Genomic DNA, 21,735 nt, shown 5'->3' with positions numbered 1-21,735 from the left:
AATGGGATTTGTTAAGGCTCCAGCCACCAAAGAAATGTTAATCGAAGGAGTTCGGGAAACCATGGGCCCCGAAGCCTTGGAAATGATCGAAAAGGCCTATAAGGTTTCTGAAGATTCTCACCAAGGCCAGTTCCGTCTTTCAGGTGAGCCATATATTGTTCACCCTCTTCAAGTAGGTTTTATTTTATATGAGTTGGGTCTGGATGAGAAGGTAATCTCTGCTGGTATTCTTCATGATGTGATAGAAGATACAAAATACACTAGAGATGATATGGTCCGAGATTTCGGGACTGAGATCACTCAGCTTGTGGAAGGTGTGACTAAAATTTCTCAGATCAAAAGCCAATCCAAAGAGACTGAGGCAGCTGAGAATATTAGAAAGATCATTATCGCAACCATACAGGATATTCGGGTTATTCTGATCAAGCTTGCAGACAAGACCCATAATATGAGAACTCTTTCTTTCCAACCTCCTGAAAAGCAGAGAAGGATCGCAAACGAAACTCTTTCATTATACGCTCCTATTGCAGGAAGACTTGGTATCTATTCAGTAAAATCTGAGCTGGAAGATCTAGCATTCCAAGTTATCTTTCCGGAAGAATACCAGGATATTAAAAAAAGGATCAGTGCTAAAAAGTCCGAAAGAGAAGACTATATAGAAAAGTTGCAGCTGATCCTAAAACAGAGACTCGCAGAAATTCAGATCAACGCGAATGTAGAAGGAAGAGCAAAACATTTTTTCTCTATTTATCGTAAGATGAAAACGAAGGAAAAAACCTTCGATGAAATTTTTGATCTAAGAGCGATCCGTATCGTTACGGACGAGATCAAAGACTGTTACGGAGTTCTCGGAATTGTGCATACACTTTGGTCTCCTGTTCCAGGAAGATTTAAGGATTATATCGCAACTCCTAAGACGAATATGTACCAATCACTTCATACAACTGTGATCGGTCCTGATGGAAAACCTTTAGAAGTGCAGATCAGAACTGCAGAGATGAATGCGATTGCTGAATTCGGGATCGCAGCTCACTGGGTATACAAAGAAGGTAAAACTCATGCCAACGAAAGACACCTAACGGTCAAGTGGTTGGAAGTTTTACAGACTTGGCAGGATTCTTCTTTAGATCCTAAGGAATTTTTAGAAGAACTAAAATACGATCTTCATGAAGATGAGGTATTCGTTTTCACTCCTAAGGGAGAAATTATACAACTTCCAAAAGGTGCGACCGTTCTGGATTTTGCATTCAGAATCCATACTGATGTGGGTTTACATTGTAAGGGAGCAAAGATCAACGGTAGAATGATCCCTCTTCGGACTGAACTACGCAGTGGTGACCAGGTAGAGGTTGTAGTAGATAAAAGATCCAAACCTTCTCCTATCTGGCTTCGTATTGTTAAAACTCCTTCTGCCAGACAAAAGTTACGGGCTTATTTCAGAAAACTGAGAGAAGAAACCAGTAAGGATTTGGAACAAGGTGCGGAGAGTGCAGCAGAGCTCACACTAAATGCAGAAGTATTAGAAGAACTTAAACGTAAGCCTTCCGAAAAAGTTTCCAAACAAACTCAGACGCAAGGCCAAGTTGCCGGCGGAAAAATTTTGGTCGCAGGACTAAGGGATATTCCTGTGCGACTTTCTGGTTGTTGTTCTCCTCTTCCTGGAGACCAGATTATCGGTTTCGTAACAAGAGGGCGTGGTGTTTCCGTTCATAAAAAGAACTGTAATGTCGCGTTAAAACAAAGAGAAGAAGAACAACTCAGGCAGATCACAGTGGATTGGGATTATGGCCAGACGGAGCCGGTTCCTGTTCGAGTAGAAGTGAAAGCTAAGGATCGCCAGGGAATTTACTTGGAGATGGTAAAAAGTATCTCAGGAACCCAGACGAATATATTGGAGGCCGGAGCTTCTACAGTACAAAAGGATACTTTGATGGCTCGCTTCATGATAGAAGTGGAACATTTGGACCAATTGAAGGAGATCCTCGGCAACTTAAAACGGATCCCAGATGTGGTTTTTGCTCATAGGGTTAAATAAGGATTAACTGCGGGTTTGATCCTTCTATCTTTTCATCGAAAATTTTACATTTAAGTTTGCCTGAAATCGGGTTTTCCCGGAAGCTTTCGAACACGAACATTCCTAAGAGGTGTGCTTTGAACCTTGCTCTAAAAAATTCCAAACTCCTGAACATTTGCTATTTTACACTTTTATTATCCGTAATTACGTTTGTTTCGAACGGTTGCAAAGAGAAGGAAGAAGTCCAAATTTCAGTGGCGACTGAAGATCTTCCTTGGGACGGAGATCCGAATAGTATCCCGGAAGCTTTAAGAAAACCGAATCCAGCCGTTTCTCCTAACGCAAAAAGAGGAGGAATATTCAGGATCTATAGCCATCAGTATCCTAAATCCTTGAATTGGTATTTAGAGAATTTTTCTACCACTGCCGAGATCTTTGGCCAGATGTTCGAACCTCTTTTAGAAAGACATCCAATTACATTGGAACCTCTTCCTAAAATTGCTTCTTCTTGGAAGATCTCTTCTGATAAAAAAACTTTTACATTCAATTTAGATAAAAACGCTAAATGGAGCGATGGTAAACCTATTACCGCTAAAGACGTATTATACACTTATGAAATCATCATGAATAAGAAAAATAATACCGCTCTTCATAGGATTGACCTTTCTCGTTTCGAAGCACCGAAGTTAGTGAATGAATTCGAAGTGGAGTTTACTCAAAAAGAGATTCACTGGAAAAACTTTGAATTTATAGCTTACGAATTTTTTATTCTTCCGGAACATTATTATAACGGAAAGGATTTTAATAAGGAAAATTTCGAGTTCCCTGTGATCTCCGGACCTTATGAATTGCAGTCCGCTAAAAAAGGGATCTACGTGAAAATGAAACGTAGGAACGATTATTGGATGAGAGCCTATCCTTTTTACAGAGGGACTGACAATTTCGATACTCTTATCTTCAAAGTATTTAATGATGATGCGGTAGCATTTCAAGCATTCAAAAAAGGTGATATAGACTTATATCCTGTTTATAAGGCTGCTACTTGGGTTCAGGATACAACCGGAGAACCTTTTGATAAAAATTATATCATAAAACAAAAAATCTATAATGATAAAAAGTCGGGCTTCCAAGGCTGGGCATTCAATATGAGAAGAAAACCTTTCGATGATGTTCGTATCCGAAAGGCGATCGCTCATTTAGTGAACAGAAAGCTCATGGTGGACAAACTTGCATTCGGAGAATATCAACTTACTGATTCTTATTACGGTTCAGTATGGGAAGAAGGACAATTGCCGAATCCTGCCATCGATTACGATCCTGAGGTTGCTAAAAAACTTTTTGCAGAGGCAGGATGGAAACCGAACGCAAAAGGTTTCTTGGAAAAAGACGGGCAACAATTTGTGATCCATATCCTGGAAAGAGATAGAAGTGTAGAAAAATATTTTACTCTATTCATGGAAAGGGTGAAAGAACTCGGTATCCAAGTTACTATTGAGAGCACGGATCTTGCTAACTGGTCTGAAAGAATGGACAAGTATGATTTCGATGTTACCTGGGCGGCTTGGGGTGCAGGAAGTTCATTCCCGGATCCGGAACATCATTGGGATTCCAAATATGCAAATGAGAACGGACAGAATAATTATAACGGTTTCAAAAATTCGGATATAGACAAGCTCATCGAGCAGCAAAAAACGGAATTCGATATTAAAAAAAGAACGGAAATCTTGAAGAAGATAGATAAGATCTTAACTAAAGAAGTTCCGTATGTTCTTCTTTGGGGAATTAAATCTACAAGAGTCCTTTATTGGAATAGATTTGGAACTCCTGAAAATCCACTTGCCAGATATTCCGGAGAAGGCGCTGCCAAATCTTTATGGTGGATCGATGAAGAAAAAGATAAGGCTCTAGAAAATTCTAAGAAGAATAAAACAGCTCTTCCTTCTTACAAAAGAGACTTGTACTACCATTCCAAATAAATAATGGGATTCTAATGGCAAAAAAAGGAAGATTCAGCGAATTCGGAGAAGCGATCCGGAATTTTTGGAACTCTCCTGGGATTCCCAGCTTTATCGAGATCCTAGAAAAGGGCCTTGATAAAGAATTATTTTTTGATCCGGACAAGGCAGACTCTCAAATCCCGAAAGAGGATTTGCCTATTGACTTCCGTCTTAGGCAATCCGGCTTTGCCCGAAAGTTTTACGAAAAACTTTTTCCTGTTTCTCACGTGTTTCGGATAACGCATAGATATGGTAGAGAGTTTTTGGATAATTTTATGCCTCTCTCCTCCGAGAATTATATAGGAAGAGGCTCTTATAAATTCGTATACACACTTCCTTGGAACCAGGTTGTTAAGATAGGAAAATCTAAACTACCTTCTGACCCTATTTTTGGTTCTTTATATAAAGAAGTGCAGAATAATCTGGAGAGATATCTAAAAACGGAAGAGATCGGCCTCATGCATCATTTGCAAAAAGCTGCATGGGGGGAATCCAAAAGGGACGAGATCCGTTTTAAGTTCGCTCGTTTAGGATTGGAAAGACTTCATTATTGGAAATTAAAAAGTCTAATTCCTGATCTTGTACTTCCTACTCGATTCTTTATGGGTTTACGTTTCAGGAGAAGTCCATTAGGAATTCCAGTCGTCACTCTTACTCCTTGCGATAACCAGAATTTGTTGCCTGGAAAACACTTAAAAGAATTCATCCGATTGAATGAAAAAGTCAGACAGAATCCTATCCAGGATGCACTTTTTCCTAAATGGAAATTGAATTTTGATACTCATAGATTCGGGATCATAAGTAAATCTAAGCTCAAAAAGATTGCTCTGGATTTTCATAGAGTGATAGAGGTAACTCGTTATCTTGCGAACGAAGAAAAATTGATCTTTGATATTCATTCCGAAAATATCATCATAACTATCCCTGACTTCGAACTCAAAATTTTCGATTACCATGTTTTTGATGAACATCTATACGAGCCGAGTAAGGAAAATCCTTCTCCTGAAGTGGACCATATCAATCTGATCAAAGAGTTTGTAAGCTCTTTCGAGCTAGGGTAAGAGGCACGAAGTTTTATCTCGCATAGAAAAAAAGGAGGGAACTGAATACTCTTTTTGTAAAACTTCTACACGGATTATTTATTCTTTTTTCGCGAAGACTTAGAAAGATCTATCAATGATTTCAATCTTAGCCTGAATATTTCCTGGCATTCTTTAAGGACCGCTTTTCCTTCTTCCTTTTCTATTTCTCCTGCAAAACGAACAATTGTACCCATGGTATGGCTAAGGAATAGTGAGAAAGGTTTTATATCGTTCTCCTTTAGTCCGGGTAGACAACGTAATGTGGTCTTTATGATTAGTTCCGCATTTCTGTAAGTGTCTAAAATATCTTCCGAGACTAATTCCGGGATTGCTCTTGCGCCTGCCCAAAGATTCGCGAGAGCTGTATCTCTTTGGAAAAATTCCGCAAATTGTACGAGTGCATTTTCGCCTGCGGCCTCTAATTCTTCCGCGGTATTAACCTCATCCAATAGGGCTTTGGTTCCTGCATAAATTCTGTCGTAATAATCTCTCATGATGGTGAGTAAGAGAGAATTTTTACCGGGAAAATATTGGTACAAGGATCCGATCTGTATTCCGGCAGATTGAGCGATTTCCCTCATACTAACTGCGTCTATCCCTCTTTCTCCGATTAGTTCCTTTGCGGTCCTAAGAATTAGATCTAATCTTTCCTTACTTCGGGATTGTACCGGGGTGCGCTGGCCCTGCTTCATAGGAAATACAGTTATATTTCCTCTTCTTCTCAGACTACTTTTTTCTTATAGAGTCGATTTTTGTTTGACTTATCTCAATAAAGTGATCAATGATCATTTTTATAAAGAGAGCATTGCTCACTTTTAAGAGGATATATGAAGGATCAGGCAACAATTTCCAAGTCGAACGAGGTTCAGGATTATTCCGGCCATTATTGTATAGTGGGAGCAGGTCCTGCGGGATTATCCATGGCAAGATCGCTAAAGATGAAGGGAATCCCTTTCCATGTAATCGAAAGACATAAGGACGTAGGAGGAATTTGGGATATTGAAAATCCAGGATCTCCCATGTATAAGAGCGCTCATTTTATCTCCTCTAAATATCTTTCCGATTATGCGGATTATCCAATGCCGGAAGAATATCCGGACTATCCATCCAATCGTCAGATTCTCTCATATCATAGATCATTTGCCAGAGAATACGATCTGTATCGACATATAAAATTCAATTCTTCGGTCCAGTCCATCCAACAGAAAGGATCTAAATGGTTGGTTAAATTGGAGAATGGAGAATCAGGACTTTATGAAGGAGTGATTTGTGCGAGCGGGATCACTTGGTCTCCGAATATTCCTAAGTTACAAGGTATAGAAACGTTTAGAGGAGAAGTAATACATAGCGTAAAGTATAAGGACATTTCTTTTTTTCGGGGAAAGAGAGTGCTCGTTGTAGGAGCCGGAAATTCTGGATGTGATATTGCTTGTGACGCTGGAGTTGCCGCAGATCAGGCTTTCATCAGTGTAAGAAGAGGTTATTATTTTATTCCGAAACATATTTTTGGAATGCCTGCAGACGTATTCGGCGACGGAGCGCATTGGATACCTAATTGGTTTTCTCAATGGGTTTTTGGGATCATCTTAAAGTTCTTAGTAGGGGATTTGACTAAGATCGGTCTTCCTGCTCCGGATCATAAAATTTTTGAAACACATCCGATTATCAACGACCAACTACTGCATAATCTTCGCCATGGGGATGTAATTGCTAAGGGAGATATTTCCAGATTGAACGGTGAGTTTGTGGAATTTAAGGACGGTTCCAAAGAAAAGATAGATTTGGTCGTACTTGCAACCGGATACCATTGGGCGATCCCATACATGGAAGAAAAATATTTCGAATGGAAGAATGGGCGTCCGGAACTTTATCTTACCCTCTTCAACCGAAATTACGAAAATCTTTATGCTCTCGGTTATATGGAAACCGACGGAGGAGCGTATAAGATGTTCGATGAAATGGCTAATTTAATTTCTTCTTATATAGATGCGAAACAAAAGGGAGATGTTTCAGCCAAGAAATTCGAATCTCTGATCAAGAACGATAGACCTCTATTGAATGGAGGGATCCACTATCTGAATACGGGACGACATTCGGTATATGTGAATCAGGTCGCTTACAAAAAATATCGTTCTAAGATCCAAAGTAAAATGGGATGGCCGGAATTGAAACCGGGTCAATTTGATATTTTGAAAAAGGATAATAATTCTTCTGTTACATCTACCGACCTTGCGGGTGTAAGTAGATGAGTTCGGAAACAAACGAATTTTCCAGACCTAAGATCGCTTTAATTACCGGGGCAGGCGGCGGGATCGGAGAAGCAATCGCATTATGTTTAGATAAAGCAGGATATCATTTGGTCCTTTGCGATATTAAAGAAGAAAAAATGAAGTCTGTCGCGAATAGGCTTTCTAAAAAACCCGACCTGATGGTCTGCGATTTAACAAAGCCGGAAGAGTTAGAAGCAATGGTTGGCGTCTTGAAATCTCAATTTTCGGAAATTGAAGTTTTGGTAAATAACGCTGGATATGCAAAAGAAGGTCCTTTTTTGGAACAAAACGTTTCGGAAATAGATCGCCATGCAGGCATTAATTTTTTAGGTCCGATCCGATTGATACGGGCTATCGTTCCCATGATGTTGGAAAGAGGAAGAGGTTCCGTAGCAAATATAGTATCGATAGGGGGTATTATCTCTCTTGCAGATTCCGCATTATATTCAGCAACTAAGTTCGGTCTTAGAGGTTTTTTAACTGCAATTCACGAAGAGTTAAAGGGGAGCGGTGTTAAAATTTCCGGTATCTATCCGGCAGCAGTGGATACTCCGATGCTTATGCATGAGGCCCTTAACGGAGGAACCGTTTTGAATTGGTTGAATGCGGTAAAATCTCCGGACGATGTAGCAAAGGCAGTTTTGAAGGGGATCCGTACGGGGAAATTAGAGATATATGTTCCTTATAGCGATGGGCTTACTTCTAGACTAGCTGCAGTGTTTCCCTGGTTAATCGGCTCACTTTCTCCTATATTAAAATGGTTTGGTGAAAGAGGACGTCGTAGATGGCTTCGCAAAAAAGGGATCAATCCTGATAAAAAATCTATTTAGGAATTAAAACAAAAGATCTCTCAGCGTGTCAGCGCCTCTGCGTGACCAAAATGGTTTACGTATAGCCCCCGAATAAAAATCCTATCAATGGGGATATTTCCCCAAGGAAACTGGAATGATTGATCGGTATTCGAATCCTGAGATTTCTAAAATTTGGGAGTTGGAGAATAAATTCGATATTTGGAAAGAAATCGAAATATTGGCCACCGAAGCCCGAATGAAAAAAGGAGAGGTCCCGAAAGAAGACTTCGAAGAGATCCGTTCCAAAGCCAGATTCAACGTGGATGAAATTTTGGAGATAGAGTCCAAGGTCCACCACGACGTTATCGCATTCTTAACGAATATGAATTCTTATATCGGGCCTGCAGGTCGTCACGTGCATTATGGTCTCACTTCTTCCGACATTGGAGACACTGCACTTTGCGTGCAGATGGTACAAGCAATGGATCTGATCTTGAAAAAAACGGATCAGTTGATCGAGGCGATCAAGGAGAAGGCGATCCAATACAGAGACCTTCCTTGTATCGGTAGATCTCATGGTATTCACGCCGAACCAATGACTCTCGGTTTGAAGTTTGCATTATTCTATGAAGAAATGAAAAGGAACAGGGTGCGCATGGCCCTGGCAAAAGAAGAAGTTGCCGTAGGAAAATTATCAGGTGCAGTCGGAACTTATTCCAATATTGAACCGGACATTGAAGAATATGTTTGCGAGAAGTTAGGGCTTAAGCCTGATCCGATCGCAACCCAAGTGGTTTCAAGAGATAGACATGCCGCTTATATGTCCGCGTTAGGCGTTACTGCCGCGAGCTTGGATCGTTTTGCAACCGAAGTTCGCCTTCTTCAAAAAACAGAAGGCAGAGAAGTAGAGGAACCTTTTTCTCCAGGACAAAAGGGATCTTCCGCAATGCCTCATAAAAGAAATCCTGTAATTTGTGAAAGGATCTCGGGGATTTCCAGAGTGATCCGTTCTAATGTTTCAACTGCTCTTCAGAACGTGGCCTTATGGCATGAAAGAGATATTTCTCATTCTTCTGCGGAAAGGATAGTAGTTCCGGATTCTACGATTGCTCTCGAATATATTCTGGATAAAATGTTATTCGTAGTAAAAAATCTGCACGTGTATCCTGATGCGATCGAAAGAACTTTGGGAACCACGAGAGGTTTGATCTTTTCGCAAAAGGTTCTTCTTCACCTGATCGAGAAGGGTGGTATCACCAGAGAAGACGCTTATGCGATCGTGCAAGGTCATGCGATGGCGGTTTGGGCGGATATATCCCAAAACCTGAAGACAAGACTTGCAGAGGATCCTAAGGTGCAGAAGGTTTTGAAACCTGGAGATCTGGATTCTATCTTCCAAATTTCTCCTTATTTAGATAAAGTTGGACTGATCTACAAAAGACTCGGTCTGGAGTAATGTCTAACTTTGCAGTTTTCGGACTGGGATATACCGGTCTACGGGTCCTAAATACATTAAAAAAAGAGAATACTGTTATCGGGATTTCTAAAGCTACTCAAGTAGAAGGATCCGTTCTTCTGGATCTATCCGATGTGGCGGCTTTGGAAAATTTCTGTAAGAAGAATGAAGGCTCGATGTTTGATGCGAGCCTTATTACCTTCCCCGCTCAAAAACTAGAGAATAGAGATCAGGTCTTTGATGCTATATTCTCAATTTCCAAATCGGTTTGGATGTTTGGGACTACTAGCATTTACCAAAGGATTACCTCCGACATTACCGAAAAAACTCCTTTAGATCCTGAACATGATCGTTACGAAACTGAGTTACAATTTTTGGAGAAGGGCGGTAAGATCCTCCGACTTTCCGGGATCTATGGACCGGATAGAAATCCTGCTAACTGGGCAAGAAAGGGTTCCGTTAAAAAAACTAAACGACAATTGAATCTGATCCATGGGGATGATATTTCGGAAGTGGTACGTTTGCTTCTATCTTATCCAGGAAATGATCTGCCTTCTGAGCTGATTTTATCCGATGGGCAATGGCATACATGGTTAGAGATCTTCCGATTCTTAGAGGATCATGGTAAGATCCAGGTTGTTCCCGAGGAAAAGATGGATAGAGAAGACAGTTTTATAGATAGTAGCTTGATCAGGAAATTTCTTCCTGGTTTACAAACAAAGGACTTTTGGGGAGAATTGGAAAAACTGGAAGAACTCATTTGATCTCACAGATCACGGACATATTACATTTATTCTGTCTTTCGAATTTAATCTTCATCATAGGGCTTTTAGGATGGAGGTATCTTTACGATTTTAGGATACGGATCGCGGGAGGATTTTCTTTCGGGATCATTTGTTATATCATTCTTTCTTTGGATCCTGATTTAAAGATCCCTTATTTTATTCGTATATTTTTATTTGCAGGTCTTATTAGCTTACCTTTTTTCTTTTGGATGATCAGTCTCGCAATCTTCGAAGATCATTTCGAGATTAAATTTTGGTACTGGCTTTTACTTCTCGGTAAGGTTGGAGTCTCTGCTTTGTCAGTTTATCCTGTGCTGGATCTGATCAACATGAGAGGGCCTATCGTTTCGGAAACTGTTCTTGCTCATATCATTATTCCTACTCTTCTATCCTTGGGCTTTGTTGTAGCCGCAATTATCCGGATCTATTCGGGACGAAAGGACGACCTTATAGAAGCTCGAAGAAGATTACGAGAAGTCCATATACTAATGACTGGAAGTGTAATCACTTTTAATATGTTCTCTCACCTGATCCTAAGGGGTAAGGTTCTATCTGAAATTTTGGATTTAGCAAATGTTGTATTTGCTTGGGGACTAATACTCGCGTTTATGTATTTGGTCTTCGAATTGAAAGAAGGCCTTGTGGATCCAAGGCCGGAAGAGTCTGAGGGCCAAGAAGAAAAAGCAGTATATGCCGACCCAGTATTGAAGAAAAAATTAGTCTCAGCATTTGAAGAAACCAAACTTTATAAAAAAGAAGGTCTGACAATCGGGCAGCTTGCAGAAGATTTAGAAGTGCAGGAATATAAACTCAGAAGGCTGATCAACCAAGCAATGGGTTTTAGAAATTTTCCGGACTTCTTAAATCGTTATCGGATCCAGGAAGCTTGTGAAATTCTATTGGACTCCGGCAAAGACGAGATCCCTATCATTCGGGTCGCCATGGATCTGGGTTACCAATCCTTAGGACCATTCAATCGAGCATTTAAAGAACTTACTGGGGTTACCCCAACCGAATTCCGTCGCAACCGTGGCCGGGATGAATCCTTAAAAAGTACCGCCGATTTTGAAATCAGCTAGAGATTTTTAAAATTCGGATAGGCTGATCCTTGTCTCATCGTGTAAACTGTGTGCACACGGAGAGAACAGGATGAACGAAATTGTGGATCAAATGGGTTATACCGCCTATTATTTTCTGACCTTAGGTATGTTATGGTTCCGCTATATTTTAATGGCAGGGATCGCTTATGTTTTCATTTGGATGATCTACAAAGAAAGACTCAAACATAAGATCATACAAAATAAACTTCCTGAAAAAGATAAGATCTCCCACGAGCTTAAATATTCGGCGATCTCACTTGCGATCTTCGCAGCTTCGGGTATACTCGTGCTTTTGATGAAGAAGGCGGGTTGGACTTTTATCTACGATAAGGTAGAAGATTATGGAGTTCCTTATCTTCTATTCAGCATCGTTGCGTTGATATTCTTACACGACACTTATTTTTATTGGACCCATAGGATGATGCATCATCCTCTTCTTTTCAAAAGTATGCATTTGGTACATCATAAATCTACAAACCCTTCTCCTTGGGCGGCATTTTCCTTTCATCCATACGAAGCAGTTGTAGAAGCAGGGATTGTGCCTCTTGTGATCCTATTCTTGCCTGTACATACGACTGCACTTATAGTATTTTTCTTTTACAGTAATTTTTTGAATGTATTAGGACATCTTTCTTTCGAACTTTTTCCTAAAGGATTTATCGAAAATAGAATATTAAGACTTCATAATTCTACTACTCACCATAATATGCATCATAAATACTTTAACTGCAATTACAGTTTGTATTTTAATATTTGGGATAGGATAATGGGAACGAACCACGAGAATTACTTCGATACATTTAGAGAAGTAACGAATCGGGAACCTGAGGTAGTGAGGGATACTAATTTGGGAGAAGTGAAGGTTCAGGGAGTTTAGACTTTAAGCTATGTTGGAATTCCAACAAGATTAGAGCTGCAAAATTTGATTGCTAAGATCCGAATTTTGTGATATGTGCGAAAGGGTTCTCCCACGAGCCACTCCCCCCACCCAAAGCTAAGGGTGGGGGCGCCCTTGAACGCATGTAGGAACTCCTACAAAAAAATCTCTCAGCACAATCCCCTAATAAGAAGCTGGGAATCGTATTCTAGTAACGGTTCCTTGCTCAGAGGAAAGATCCATGACGGAACCTTTTAACTGCTTAGTTAAAAGATCCACAAGTTCGAGACCCATGGAGTCTTCAGATTTAGGATTCGGGGATTTACCTTTTCCATTATCCGTAACATCCAAATGGATCCAATTTCCATCCTTGTAAAAAGAGATCTTGAGAATCTTTTCTTCTGAATGTTTTTTAAAAGAAAACGCATGTTTTAGAACGTTAGTTACTAATTCATTTAGGATCAAACCGATAGGGATCGCCGAATTTTGTTTAATTGGAAGAGATTCACAATTTAGAAAAATTTGGATCTCTTCTTTTCTATGACCGAAAGATTTGAGAAGACTATCCACAAGTCTGCTTACGAACTCGGGAAAAAATTCGTCACTGATCCTATGTTTTCCATATAAAGACTCATGAACGTACGCCATAGACAAGATCCTATTTTGGGATTCCGTCAAAACCTGAGTCGGATTACTCGCTTCTACCTGTTCTAATTGGATGGAAAGCAAACTGGACAAAACTTGCAGATAGTTTTTAACCCTATGATGAACTTCTTTAAGAAGGATATCTTTTTCATGGAGAGAATTCGCCATAATTTCTTCCGCAAGTTTTACTTGGGTAAAATCGGCAATAAAACCTTCTAACGCGATCAATTCTCCATTCTCACCTTTAACAGCGGAACCTTGCTCGAATGCCCAACGCATCTCACCGCTTCTTTTGTAGATCCGGTAAAGAAGCTGATAGGGAAGGTTCTTTCCGATGGCTTCCGTCACTTCTTGGAATACTCTTTCAGTGTCTTCCGGATGCATGATCTCCGCGTAAGTGATTGTACGATTGGAAACAAAGTCTGAAGGAGAATAACCGGTAAGTTCGAAACAACCCTCGCTAATAAACTCCATGGTCCAATCTTGATCGTATGCACAACGATACGCGATGCCCGGAAGATTTCGGATCAAAGTAGAAAGTTGCCTTTCACTCTCTTTTAATGCATTTTCCGTTTTTTTATAATAAGTAATATCGGTACACATGGCGAGTGCACCTTCGTAATTGCCTTGGGAATCGAAGATTGGATTTGCAGACATCAAAAGCCAAACAGATTCTCCATCAGGACGTCTGAAATAAAAATCATGGACTTCTGCTTTTCCTTGTTTTCTTTCTTCTATTCTTTTGTTTACAGTATCCGTTGCATCGGGAGTTACAAAATCGTAAAGATTTTTACCTATAAGTTCTTTCTCACTCATTCCTAAAAATTCTGCCATTTTAGAATTCACGAATGTGGTCTCATTTTCCTTATTGATTAGCCAGATCCCTTCTAACGTGGTATCTACTATCTTCTTATAATTTCCCTCAGTTTTAGAAAGTTCTGCCTTTGTCTCTTCAAAGAAAACCAGTAGTATCACGATTGCGGAGGCAAATCTAAAAAGGCCTGCAATGAAATAACCTATAAATCCGAATTCAGGATGGAATCGTAAGAAAGGATAATTGAGTACATGGAGCCCCCAAAGAATGAAGATCCAACCGGCGATGATCTTGCCCAGGCTGGGAATCAGATTATTGGTTCTAAGAAAAATGATCCCAGTATAAATTTGTGATCCGCCTATCAGTATATAGATTGGCCAGATCATATAGGCGTCTCGGATCTTCTCGATATCAAGAAATAATGCCCAAAGCCCTGCTAATGAAAACAGGATCTGAAAAGGTCTGGAGAACGATTTATTTAAGAAGTATAAACATCCTAAGAATTGGAAAAGTGCTCTTAGGAAATCAATGGAGAAGGCCGGAAAATATTTGTAGGAGTCTGCTCCTCCTACATTCATAATATTTCCTAAATAACCTAAAAGATGGAATATCCAGCAGATGGACCAGGCGAGCAGGGCCTTTTGTCCTTCTTTCTTATATAAATATAGATAAATGAAAATTAGAAAAAAGGCGGAAGGCGTAGCCGCGATAATGGTGGGTAATAACCAAGGATGAGTCACGATGCCTTCAACCGTTTACCGAAAACTGATTTCGGTTAAGTCCGATTATTTTCTAATAAGACGAAATTCTTTGAAACAATAATCTCCAGTCGGGTGTTTAATTTCTTTAATCTGTTCCAGGGTAATTCCTAAACTTTCTGCCCGGGAAAGAATCTTAGGAGGCAAATTACAAGAAGGTCCTACATACACGGCTTTGTCAAACTCGTCCCAGGATTTCCATTTGTATTTGCTATCATTGCGATATTTTCCCTTTTCGACCGTTTTTTGCCTGAATAGAAGATCGAATTCGGAAGCGAGAATTCTTCCTGGGATCTGGAAATTTTCCTCATCATGAAAAACGTTAAATGCGACGTATTTCCCTTGCGGATCTATCTCTTTTGCGAACTCTCTTGCAGGTTCGAATGTAGCATTGTCGAATCCTTTTAAGCAGAATTGGTTTTTGGAAAGATAGGTTTGGCTAAATAGTCCAGCTTCTCTCACGAATAAACTCGAGGCCCAAACTAAAAAGAATAAGAACACTCCAGAGAATATGAACCTTCTACTTTTTTCGGAAATTTGGATTAATCTGAAAGACCATAAGCTTAGGATCGTAAGCAAAGCAGGTAACGGATAGAAAACATGCCTAAGTTGTTTGTTCCCTGTGCTCGCATCGATAACGATATATTGTAAGAATACGATAACAGTGATCGCGAATAACGGATCTTTTAAAAATTTAGGCCAACTAATATTCTGTAACTTCGCAAGTAGAGAATCTATCCTTCCTTCTCCTTTTGTTCCCGGAGAAGAAATCTTTTCTTTTCTATTTAGATAGACCCAATATCCGATTGCGCTCAAAGAAAATAAGAAGAAGGTCCTAAAAATCCAAGGCTCACTGAATACATGACTCGCAGGAAATTTGTCTGCTGGAGATTCGAATAAACTTAAGATAAAACTGCGGACAAATTTGTTCACGATCATCTGAGCGTTTACTAAACTCATCACCCTATCCAAGTTCGTGAATAACCAGATAAAACAAGGAAGGATCGCATACAGATAAAGAATTTTGATAGAAGGAGGAGAAATTTCTGCTAAACCTTTTCTATTCTTATATAAGAAATAATTGAAGTCCAAGAAAAGAAGAACTGTAAGGAAATATAATACTTTTTTAAACGATCTTTGATCCAGATTCCAATCTGTCACTACTCTCAATACAGGTAATGAAAGAACGAGCAAGACTACGACAACCAGGAATAAAAGTCTGATCCCTTTATAATGGACCTTTACAGAGAATCTAATAAATCCGATCCATTCCGGGAACCTGGAAATCAACTCGAATAAAAAGATGGAGATGAATAACAAAAGCCCATAGGGATACTTTGTAAAAAATAGAAGAATCAAAACTACGGAAACTAAAGCCGCAACCTTAGAGCCGGCAGGCAAACTTTCTCCCGGTTTCAAGTCCTTTACGGAATCATAAAGTTTATACAATCCCCAGTACACCCAAAGAAGAATAAACATCCCTTGGGTTTCCAGCATAGACGAAAGACTATAAGCAGGAGTTTCGGAAGTATGAAGGCTTAACGCCAATACGAAGATAGAAACTAAACTTCCAAAAAGAAAGGAACCTGAAATTCTGGAAACGATATAGATGATAGAAGGAAAACAAAGAGCATAAAATGCCAAACCTAGAAAGGAATCCTTCCAAGTGATTGGCCATTCTCCAGGGCTTGCTAAAAGTAAAAGTGAGAATATTGGACGAAGAGGTGGCCAGGTAGCGGCTTCCAAGAAAGGAAGTGTCGCTCGCCAAATTTTACCATCCCTATAATCTTGGTATTGATCGTATACTGCGGTTAGGCGTATATTCTCGTCCCAAGTAAGAAGGTCCGTAATCGGGCAAATCTCTAAGAATGCCTGCCAATTTTTGGAGATCATAACTCCAGTGGCGAATAAGGCAAGTAAGCCGAATAAAATTCCTAAAACTCTATCCCAAGTGCGGTTCATTTTTTAGATTTTGGTCTCACAGAGTAGATCTTTTCGATCACATACAGAGGGCGATTCTTGGATTGATCGTGAACTCTGCTTAGATATTCGCCTATCATACCTAATGCAATGAGTTGGATCCCACCTAATACCAATGCTACAATCATGACAGAGGTCCAGCCTTGGATCGTATTATCAGTAAAAAGTTTTAAGTATAGAATATAGATGGTGTATAATGCTCCAAAAAACGCAGAAGTAAATCCTAGATAAGAGGAAAATTTAAGTGGGGCAGAGGAGAAAGAAGTAATCCCATCCAAAGCGAACTTGAGCATCTTGCTAACGGAAAACTTGGTTTCCCCATCAAAACGTTCGTCTCGATCATATTCCAAACCTGTTTGTCTGAAACCGATCCAAGCGATCAATCCTCGGATATAACGATGTTGCTCTTTCATGGAGACTAGAACATTAGTCACCCTTCTGCTCATGATCCTGAAATCTCCTGTATCGATTGGGATTTCGAATCTGGTTAGCTTTTTTAGGATCCTATAAAATACGTGAGCGGTGATCAGTTTAAAAAAGGACTCACCTTCTCTTTTTTTCCTTCTTGCATAGACAACATCGTAACCTTCTGACATTTTTGCGTAAAGGTCTGCGACAAATTCCGGAGGATCTTGGAGATCTCCATCCATGACAGCAACTGTTTCGCCTCTTGCAGTATCGATCCCTGCAGTGATTGCTAATTGATGTCCGTAATTTCTGGATAAATTTAAAAGAAAAAATCCTGGCTCTCTTTCGCAGAATTTTTTTAATACATCGAAGGTTCCATCTCTAGATCCATCATTTACAAAAAGAATTTCCGTATCTTCTTTTCCGAAGTGATGTTTTTCTTTTAAGATAGTGAGTAAACCCCGAAGTCTTTTTACAAGTTCGGGGATGGTTTTTTCCTCGTTATAAACGGGAATGACTAGGGATAAAAGAGGGGGCTTTGCGGGCATTGCTGACCTTGGTACGATGTTTGTATTCGGCCAAAATGTCGACAATATTTCCTGTAATTTCTATCAGAGTCAAAACCTAGTTTCTCTTTGATTTTTGGGAGCTTTCGAGGGATTCTGCTGGTCAATTCTGCAAAAAAGGGCTTTACAAGGAGGCCGGAATGCAGATCTTATATAAGCACAAAAATCCAAGAAAGGGTTATGAAAATCAAAGTCACCACTAAAAACGACGTTCACATCATCAAGATCGAAGGCCCGATTAAAGCGGGAAATGAATTCGAACTTGGTCAAAAAATCGAGGAGTATATCTCGAAAGGTGACGTTCCGAAGTTTATCATCGACCTGAAAAAAGTTCCTTTCATCAACTCAGCCGGTTTGGGGATGTTTCTTAATATCTACAAACATATCGACGGTTTGAAAGGTCGTATGGTATTCACCAATTTGAATAACGATATCGAAAATCTAATGGAGATTACAAAGTTAGCCAGCATTTTCGAGATCTACAAAACGCTGGAAGAGGCTATCGAATCCTTCGAGTATTAGCCTAAACATTTCGGTTGGCTTCCGAGTTCTTACAGTATTTGAAAAAGAAAAAACTCCGCCTTGGGATCATTGCGGGGATTTTTCTCTTCTACCATCTCCTTTTCAACTCAATCACAGGACAGATCTTAGTAGATAAAATCGCCTCTTCCGTTTTTGCGGGAAAGTTCGAGGCGAATGTCAGAAGTTTTTCTCCATTCTACGGGATCAAATTCACTGATGTAAAATTATATCCCACAACCGACTGGGGCACAAAGCCTGTAATGACCGCTAAAGAGTTGGGGATCTCTTATAATCTTCCTCTCGTAATCTTTGGGCGGTTGAAAATTTCCAAAATTTCCATCCATGGATTGGAGTTGGACCTCCAACAAAGAGGAAACTTTTGGAATATATCCTCTGCTTTTTCCCCTGGTAAAAAAGAAGAAGCCGCTCCCGAAAAAACGGAACCTCTTACTGAGATCCGTACCTATATTCCAGTCAGTGCATTCTTAGAATTGGATTTGAAGGATATCAATGTCCATGTGAATTCGGAAAACGGTTCTAAATCTTACTCAGCAGGATTGGAAGGATTAGAACTTGGATTTCTTTTGGATACGAATCGTTTCACAAGAATTCCATTCGATCTGAAAGTTTTGGATCTGATAGACGAGTTCCAAGTGAAATTGAATCCGGAAAATCAGATAAAACTTAAATTCCAAGATTCATCCGGAGGATTGGACCACCCATTTAGGTGTACATTGGTTTGGGAAAGGGTAGAAGGCTCCAAATCAGGATTCCATTCTAGACTTGATCTTGGCTCCGAAAAAATACCGATACGAATAGCAAACAGGGTCAGTGCTCCCTTTGGTTTTTCACTCAAATACGATCTAGATATTTCACCAGAGAAGAAGGAACTCCTACTCAGGAATTTAGAATGGAAAGTAGGAGAGGATACTTGGTTAGAAGGAAGCGGAAAAATTTCGGACTTCGCGGCGGATTCGGGAAAAGTGAATCTCGCCATTCAAAAGTCCAGGATTAGACTCGCACCTTTATCAGATTTTTTGCATAGTCTTGGATTTGATTCCTTCTCCATGAGTGGAGAAGCAAGCCTTGCCCCTATTTTAGCGGAAGGTGATTGGGACAATCTAAGAGTTCTCGGAGAAGTTCGTGGGAATGGATTGGATTTCCGAGTAGGGAAGAAGAGGCATTCAATCCCTGTATTCAATTTGGATTGGGATATTCGGATCGATCCCCAGAGTGAAAAAGATCCAGGACCAAAAATTCCTCTTCCTTGGATGAGATCTTTTGCATTCAAAAATTTGAAAGCGATCTATAACGAAATTCTGTTAGAGGGAAATCTAAATTATTCCCAGGCAGAAGGACCAAACCTAAATCTAAAAGTCGATAATTTTGGGCTCGGCGATTATCTAACAGGATATTCTGGAAAATTTTCAGCAGAACTTTCCGCTTTTGGAAAAGATTTTTCACAACTGGATGCCGGATTAAAATTAAGAGCCAGAGGTTTTAGGTTCCCATTAGGAAGAGGAAACTCCGGAAATATAAATCTGGAAGGAGGCCTAAAAGCTATATTCCATTTTCCTAAAAAAGCCTGGGGGCTGGAAGAAATATTAGTGTCTAATTTGAATCTACAAGCCTTCTCTCCTGAAGGGAACTCTGCCGCTAAATTGAATACTGGCGGAAGGATTGGACTTGGAGAACCATTCGTATTAGATCTGAAAAAAGCGGGATTGGATCTGGACTTAGAACATCTTGTCCCTCTTCTTCCTTTATCTCTCCGAGAAACAATAATTCCAGTCAGAAACCAAGTAGGTAAGAAGATAGGACTAGACGGAGACTTTTATTATTCACTCGGGAATCATGGGCAAAATATCCAAGGAAGTTTAGGTGTAGATCTACCTGGGATGAACCTCAGAGACGGAAAACTTTCTTTAGATCTAAAAATGATCGGAAGCTCAAGTTCTAAGATCAAGATTGATAAACTCGAATTAAGTGCATTTTCCAAAAAATTATATTTAGGATTAGGCGGAGAATTAACTAAGGCATCCAAAGTCGGACCTTCTCCTTCTCTGGGAGAATTTATACCGAGTTTAAAAGGAGAATTAAAACTTTTATCTCCCCAAGAGGCTGGACTTATCAAAGGATTATTTTTTCAGGGAGAAGCCGGAGTTAAATTTAATTGGTATGGAAGTCTTGTCCAAGGAAATTTAATATCTAAAAATTCTAATGTACTTTTACAGAGTGGTGTCTGTCCCGGATACGATTGTAAATTATATAAGATAGACGGTTGGAATGCGGATGTTCCATTTGCTCACGATCTTTCGATCAAAGAGACCAAAAATCTGATAGAAGGGAATAAAAGAAAGTTCGTGATGAATTACGGCAGAACACCTGCTCCGAATTTTACAATCCGACAGATCATTGGAAACCATCCTTCTTTAAAGGGAACCCCTTTCGAATACAGTCGGCCTAAAGCGGATTCTCCCGGACTTTCCGCTAATATGGAATACTCGGAAAATTATTTACGAATGGATTATCTCAAAGTATATACTCTGGACGGAGAAATTTGGGGTAAGGATATGATCGTTAACGTGGGCTCTGGAGATCCTGAAAAAATGGAATATTCAGTCTCTTTGAGGGTCAAGGATATAGATCTAAAACAATTACTTCCTGCGAAAACCCAGGCCAAGATAGATGATGGAAAGGTAAAAGCTGATCTGAATCTTTGGGGAAGAAATTTGGGAGATCCGGTCCCTAATTTAAATTTATTTTTTAGTATCTATCAGATCGGGAACGATTTTGGGAAAAGTGCGATCAATATTTTTGCACCTTCTAATATACTTACTGATTTTATTTACGGAAGTTATGCAGTAGATAAGATAGAATTGGAATTATCCAAGGGTTTGGTATACGCAGTTATCCTATTCAAACGTTCCATTTTAGGAACTATCATCCAGTTGGAAAATAACCAGGTGTCCCAGCAGAGAATGCCTTTGGCAAACTTCCTAAAAAGAGCACAAAACGAGATCGAAACTTTCAACCAGTAAAACTTATGAAGAATATTCCAAAATCCTATATTATTCTTTTTGCAATCTTTCCTTTGTTCGTGTATTGCCCTATCAAGGCCCCTCCGATCACGTTTACTCAGACCCAAACCGCTGCAGAAAAACAAATGTTGGGAGAAGATCGAAATCTGGAGAAAGACGGATGGCTTATCGCATCCATCAAAACTTCTTCTTCCGGATCCGAGATCTGGGAAAGAGATCTGATCAAAGAAGAATTTGGAAATACTGGCGATAACCAATTTTATATGGCGCTTCGTATTCTTGCTTATCTTGCGAGAGAACTAAGAGAATACAGAGGTCTCGGGGTCTTAGCAGAAGGGTTGGATGGAAAAGTAAGATGGAATCCTAAAATCAAAGAAGCAGGGGTGGAAAAGATTTCTCAGGATCCAAAACAAAAGTCTCGAATAGATGATCTGATCAAACTTACGAATGAAAATAGAGATATTGTAATTAAGGAAAAATTAAAGAAAACGTTTGCGGATCCGAACCGCACTATTACTGAAAAAGAAAAAATATCTATTAAAGAGAGTATACAAACCACTTGGCTTCGTTCTGTGGATATAGGGGAATATTACGAAACTTCTTCCGGGAATTGGAAAAAGAAGGAATAA

At 39.7% G+C, this 21,735-nt stretch carries 16 protein-coding genes; 12 read left to right on the top strand and 4 right to left on the bottom strand.

What is annotated here, in order from left to right:
- Position 1 precedes the first annotated feature (1 nt).
- The 3 genes from CH377_RS05965 to CH377_RS05955 all read left to right on the top strand — a co-directional run bounded on the left by CH377_RS05965 (position 2) and on the right by CH377_RS05955 (position 5,072).
- Positions 2-2,035, top strand: coding sequence for a RelA/SpoT family protein (locus tag CH377_RS05965; protein ID WP_100722899.1), 2,034 nt, complete (start codon positions 2-4; stop codon positions 2,033-2,035).
- A 116-nt stretch (positions 2,036-2,151) separates the two neighbouring features.
- The gene (locus tag CH377_RS05960; protein WP_100722898.1) at positions 2,152-3,990 is read left to right on the top strand and encodes an extracellular solute-binding protein; all 1,839 of its coding nucleotides are present in this window, start codon (positions 2,152-2,154) and stop codon (positions 3,988-3,990) included.
- A gap of 14 nt (positions 3,991-4,004) precedes the next feature.
- Positions 4,005-5,072 (top strand): hypothetical protein, encoded by a 1,068-nt coding sequence (locus CH377_RS05955; RefSeq protein WP_100722897.1) that lies wholly within the window; start codon positions 4,005-4,007, stop codon positions 5,070-5,072.
- Between the two features lie 74 nt (positions 5,073-5,146).
- Here CH377_RS05955 and CH377_RS05950 read toward each other — a convergent pair whose 3' ends face one another.
- Positions 5,147-5,785 (bottom strand): TetR/AcrR family transcriptional regulator, encoded by a 639-nt coding sequence (locus tag CH377_RS05950; RefSeq protein WP_100722896.1) that lies wholly within the window; start codon positions 5,783-5,785, stop codon positions 5,147-5,149.
- Between the two features lie 135 nt (positions 5,786-5,920).
- Here CH377_RS05950 and CH377_RS05945 point away from each other — a divergent pair, with 135 nt between their 5' ends.
- From CH377_RS05945 to CH377_RS05920, 6 genes are all read left to right on the top strand, one after another.
- A complete protein-coding gene (locus CH377_RS05945) occupies positions 5,921-7,342 on the top strand; it encodes a flavin-containing monooxygenase (protein ID WP_100722895.1) in 1,422 nt (473 codons plus the stop codon).
- A complete protein-coding gene (locus CH377_RS05940; RefSeq protein ID WP_100722894.1) occupies positions 7,339-8,193 on the top strand; it encodes an SDR family NAD(P)-dependent oxidoreductase in 855 nt (284 codons plus the stop codon). Before CH377_RS05945 ends, CH377_RS05940 begins: the two co-directional genes overlap by 4 nt.
- A gap of 115 nt (positions 8,194-8,308) precedes the next feature.
- Positions 8,309-9,610, top strand: a complete 1,302-nt coding sequence (gene purB / locus CH377_RS05935; protein WP_100722893.1) for an adenylosuccinate lyase — start codon at positions 8,309-8,311, stop codon at positions 9,608-9,610.
- The gene (locus tag CH377_RS05930) at positions 9,610-10,374 is read left to right on the top strand and encodes a Rossmann-fold NAD(P)-binding domain-containing protein (RefSeq protein WP_100722892.1); all 765 of its coding nucleotides are present in this window, start codon (positions 9,610-9,612) and stop codon (positions 10,372-10,374) included. The genes purB and CH377_RS05930 overlap by 1 nt, the downstream gene beginning before the upstream one ends.
- Positions 10,371-11,474 carry an AraC family transcriptional regulator gene (locus CH377_RS05925; protein ID WP_100723223.1) on the top strand — a complete coding sequence of 368 codons (1,104 nt, stop codon included), beginning with the start codon at positions 10,371-10,373 and terminating at the stop codon, positions 11,472-11,474. The genes CH377_RS05930 and CH377_RS05925 overlap by 4 nt, the downstream gene beginning before the upstream one ends.
- A gap of 70 nt (positions 11,475-11,544) precedes the next feature.
- Positions 11,545-12,372 (top strand): sterol desaturase family protein, encoded by an 828-nt coding sequence (locus CH377_RS05920; protein WP_100722891.1) that lies wholly within the window; start codon positions 11,545-11,547, stop codon positions 12,370-12,372.
- A 183-nt stretch (positions 12,373-12,555) separates the two neighbouring features.
- Here CH377_RS05920 and CH377_RS05915 read toward each other — a convergent pair whose 3' ends face one another.
- From CH377_RS05915 to CH377_RS05905, 3 genes are read right to left on the bottom strand one after another with little or no spacing between them, the layout of a single operon-like run.
- The gene (locus CH377_RS05915) at positions 12,556-14,571 is read right to left on the bottom strand and encodes a PAS domain S-box protein (RefSeq protein ID WP_100722890.1); all 2,016 of its coding nucleotides are present in this window, start codon (positions 14,569-14,571) and stop codon (positions 12,556-12,558) included.
- A gap of 45 nt (positions 14,572-14,616) precedes the next feature.
- A complete protein-coding gene (locus CH377_RS05910; RefSeq protein WP_100722889.1) occupies positions 14,617-16,551 on the bottom strand; it encodes a hypothetical protein in 1,935 nt (644 codons plus the stop codon).
- Entirely contained in the window at positions 16,548-17,525 is a 978-nt protein-coding gene (locus CH377_RS05905) for a glycosyltransferase family 2 protein (protein ID WP_100722888.1), read from the bottom strand. Before CH377_RS05905 ends, CH377_RS05910 begins: the two co-directional genes overlap by 4 nt.
- 198 nt (positions 17,526-17,723) lie before the next feature.
- Here CH377_RS05905 and CH377_RS05900 point away from each other — a divergent pair, with 198 nt between their 5' ends.
- From CH377_RS05900 to CH377_RS05890, 3 genes are read left to right on the top strand one after another with little or no spacing between them, the layout of a single operon-like run.
- Complete coding sequence (locus tag CH377_RS05900) at positions 17,724-18,065, top strand: STAS domain-containing protein (protein ID WP_008594836.1); 342 nt, start codon at positions 17,724-17,726, stop codon at positions 18,063-18,065.
- 14 nt (positions 18,066-18,079) lie between these two features.
- Entirely contained in the window at positions 18,080-21,106 is a 3,027-nt protein-coding gene (locus CH377_RS05895) for an LIC_11026 family protein (RefSeq protein ID WP_100722887.1), read from the top strand.
- A 5-nt stretch (positions 21,107-21,111) separates the two neighbouring features.
- Positions 21,112-21,735: a DUF1318 domain-containing protein gene (locus CH377_RS05890; protein ID WP_100722886.1), complete on the top strand. Its 624-nt coding sequence runs from the start codon at positions 21,112-21,114 to the stop codon at positions 21,733-21,735.

Source organism: Leptospira haakeii (assembly GCF_002812045.1).
GTDB classification, from domain to species: Bacteria; Spirochaetota; Leptospiria; order Leptospirales; family Leptospiraceae; genus Leptospira_B; species Leptospira_B haakeii.
The sequence above is the reverse complement of the archived record's forward strand: the minus strand, read 5'-3'. Positions and strand labels throughout refer to the sequence as shown.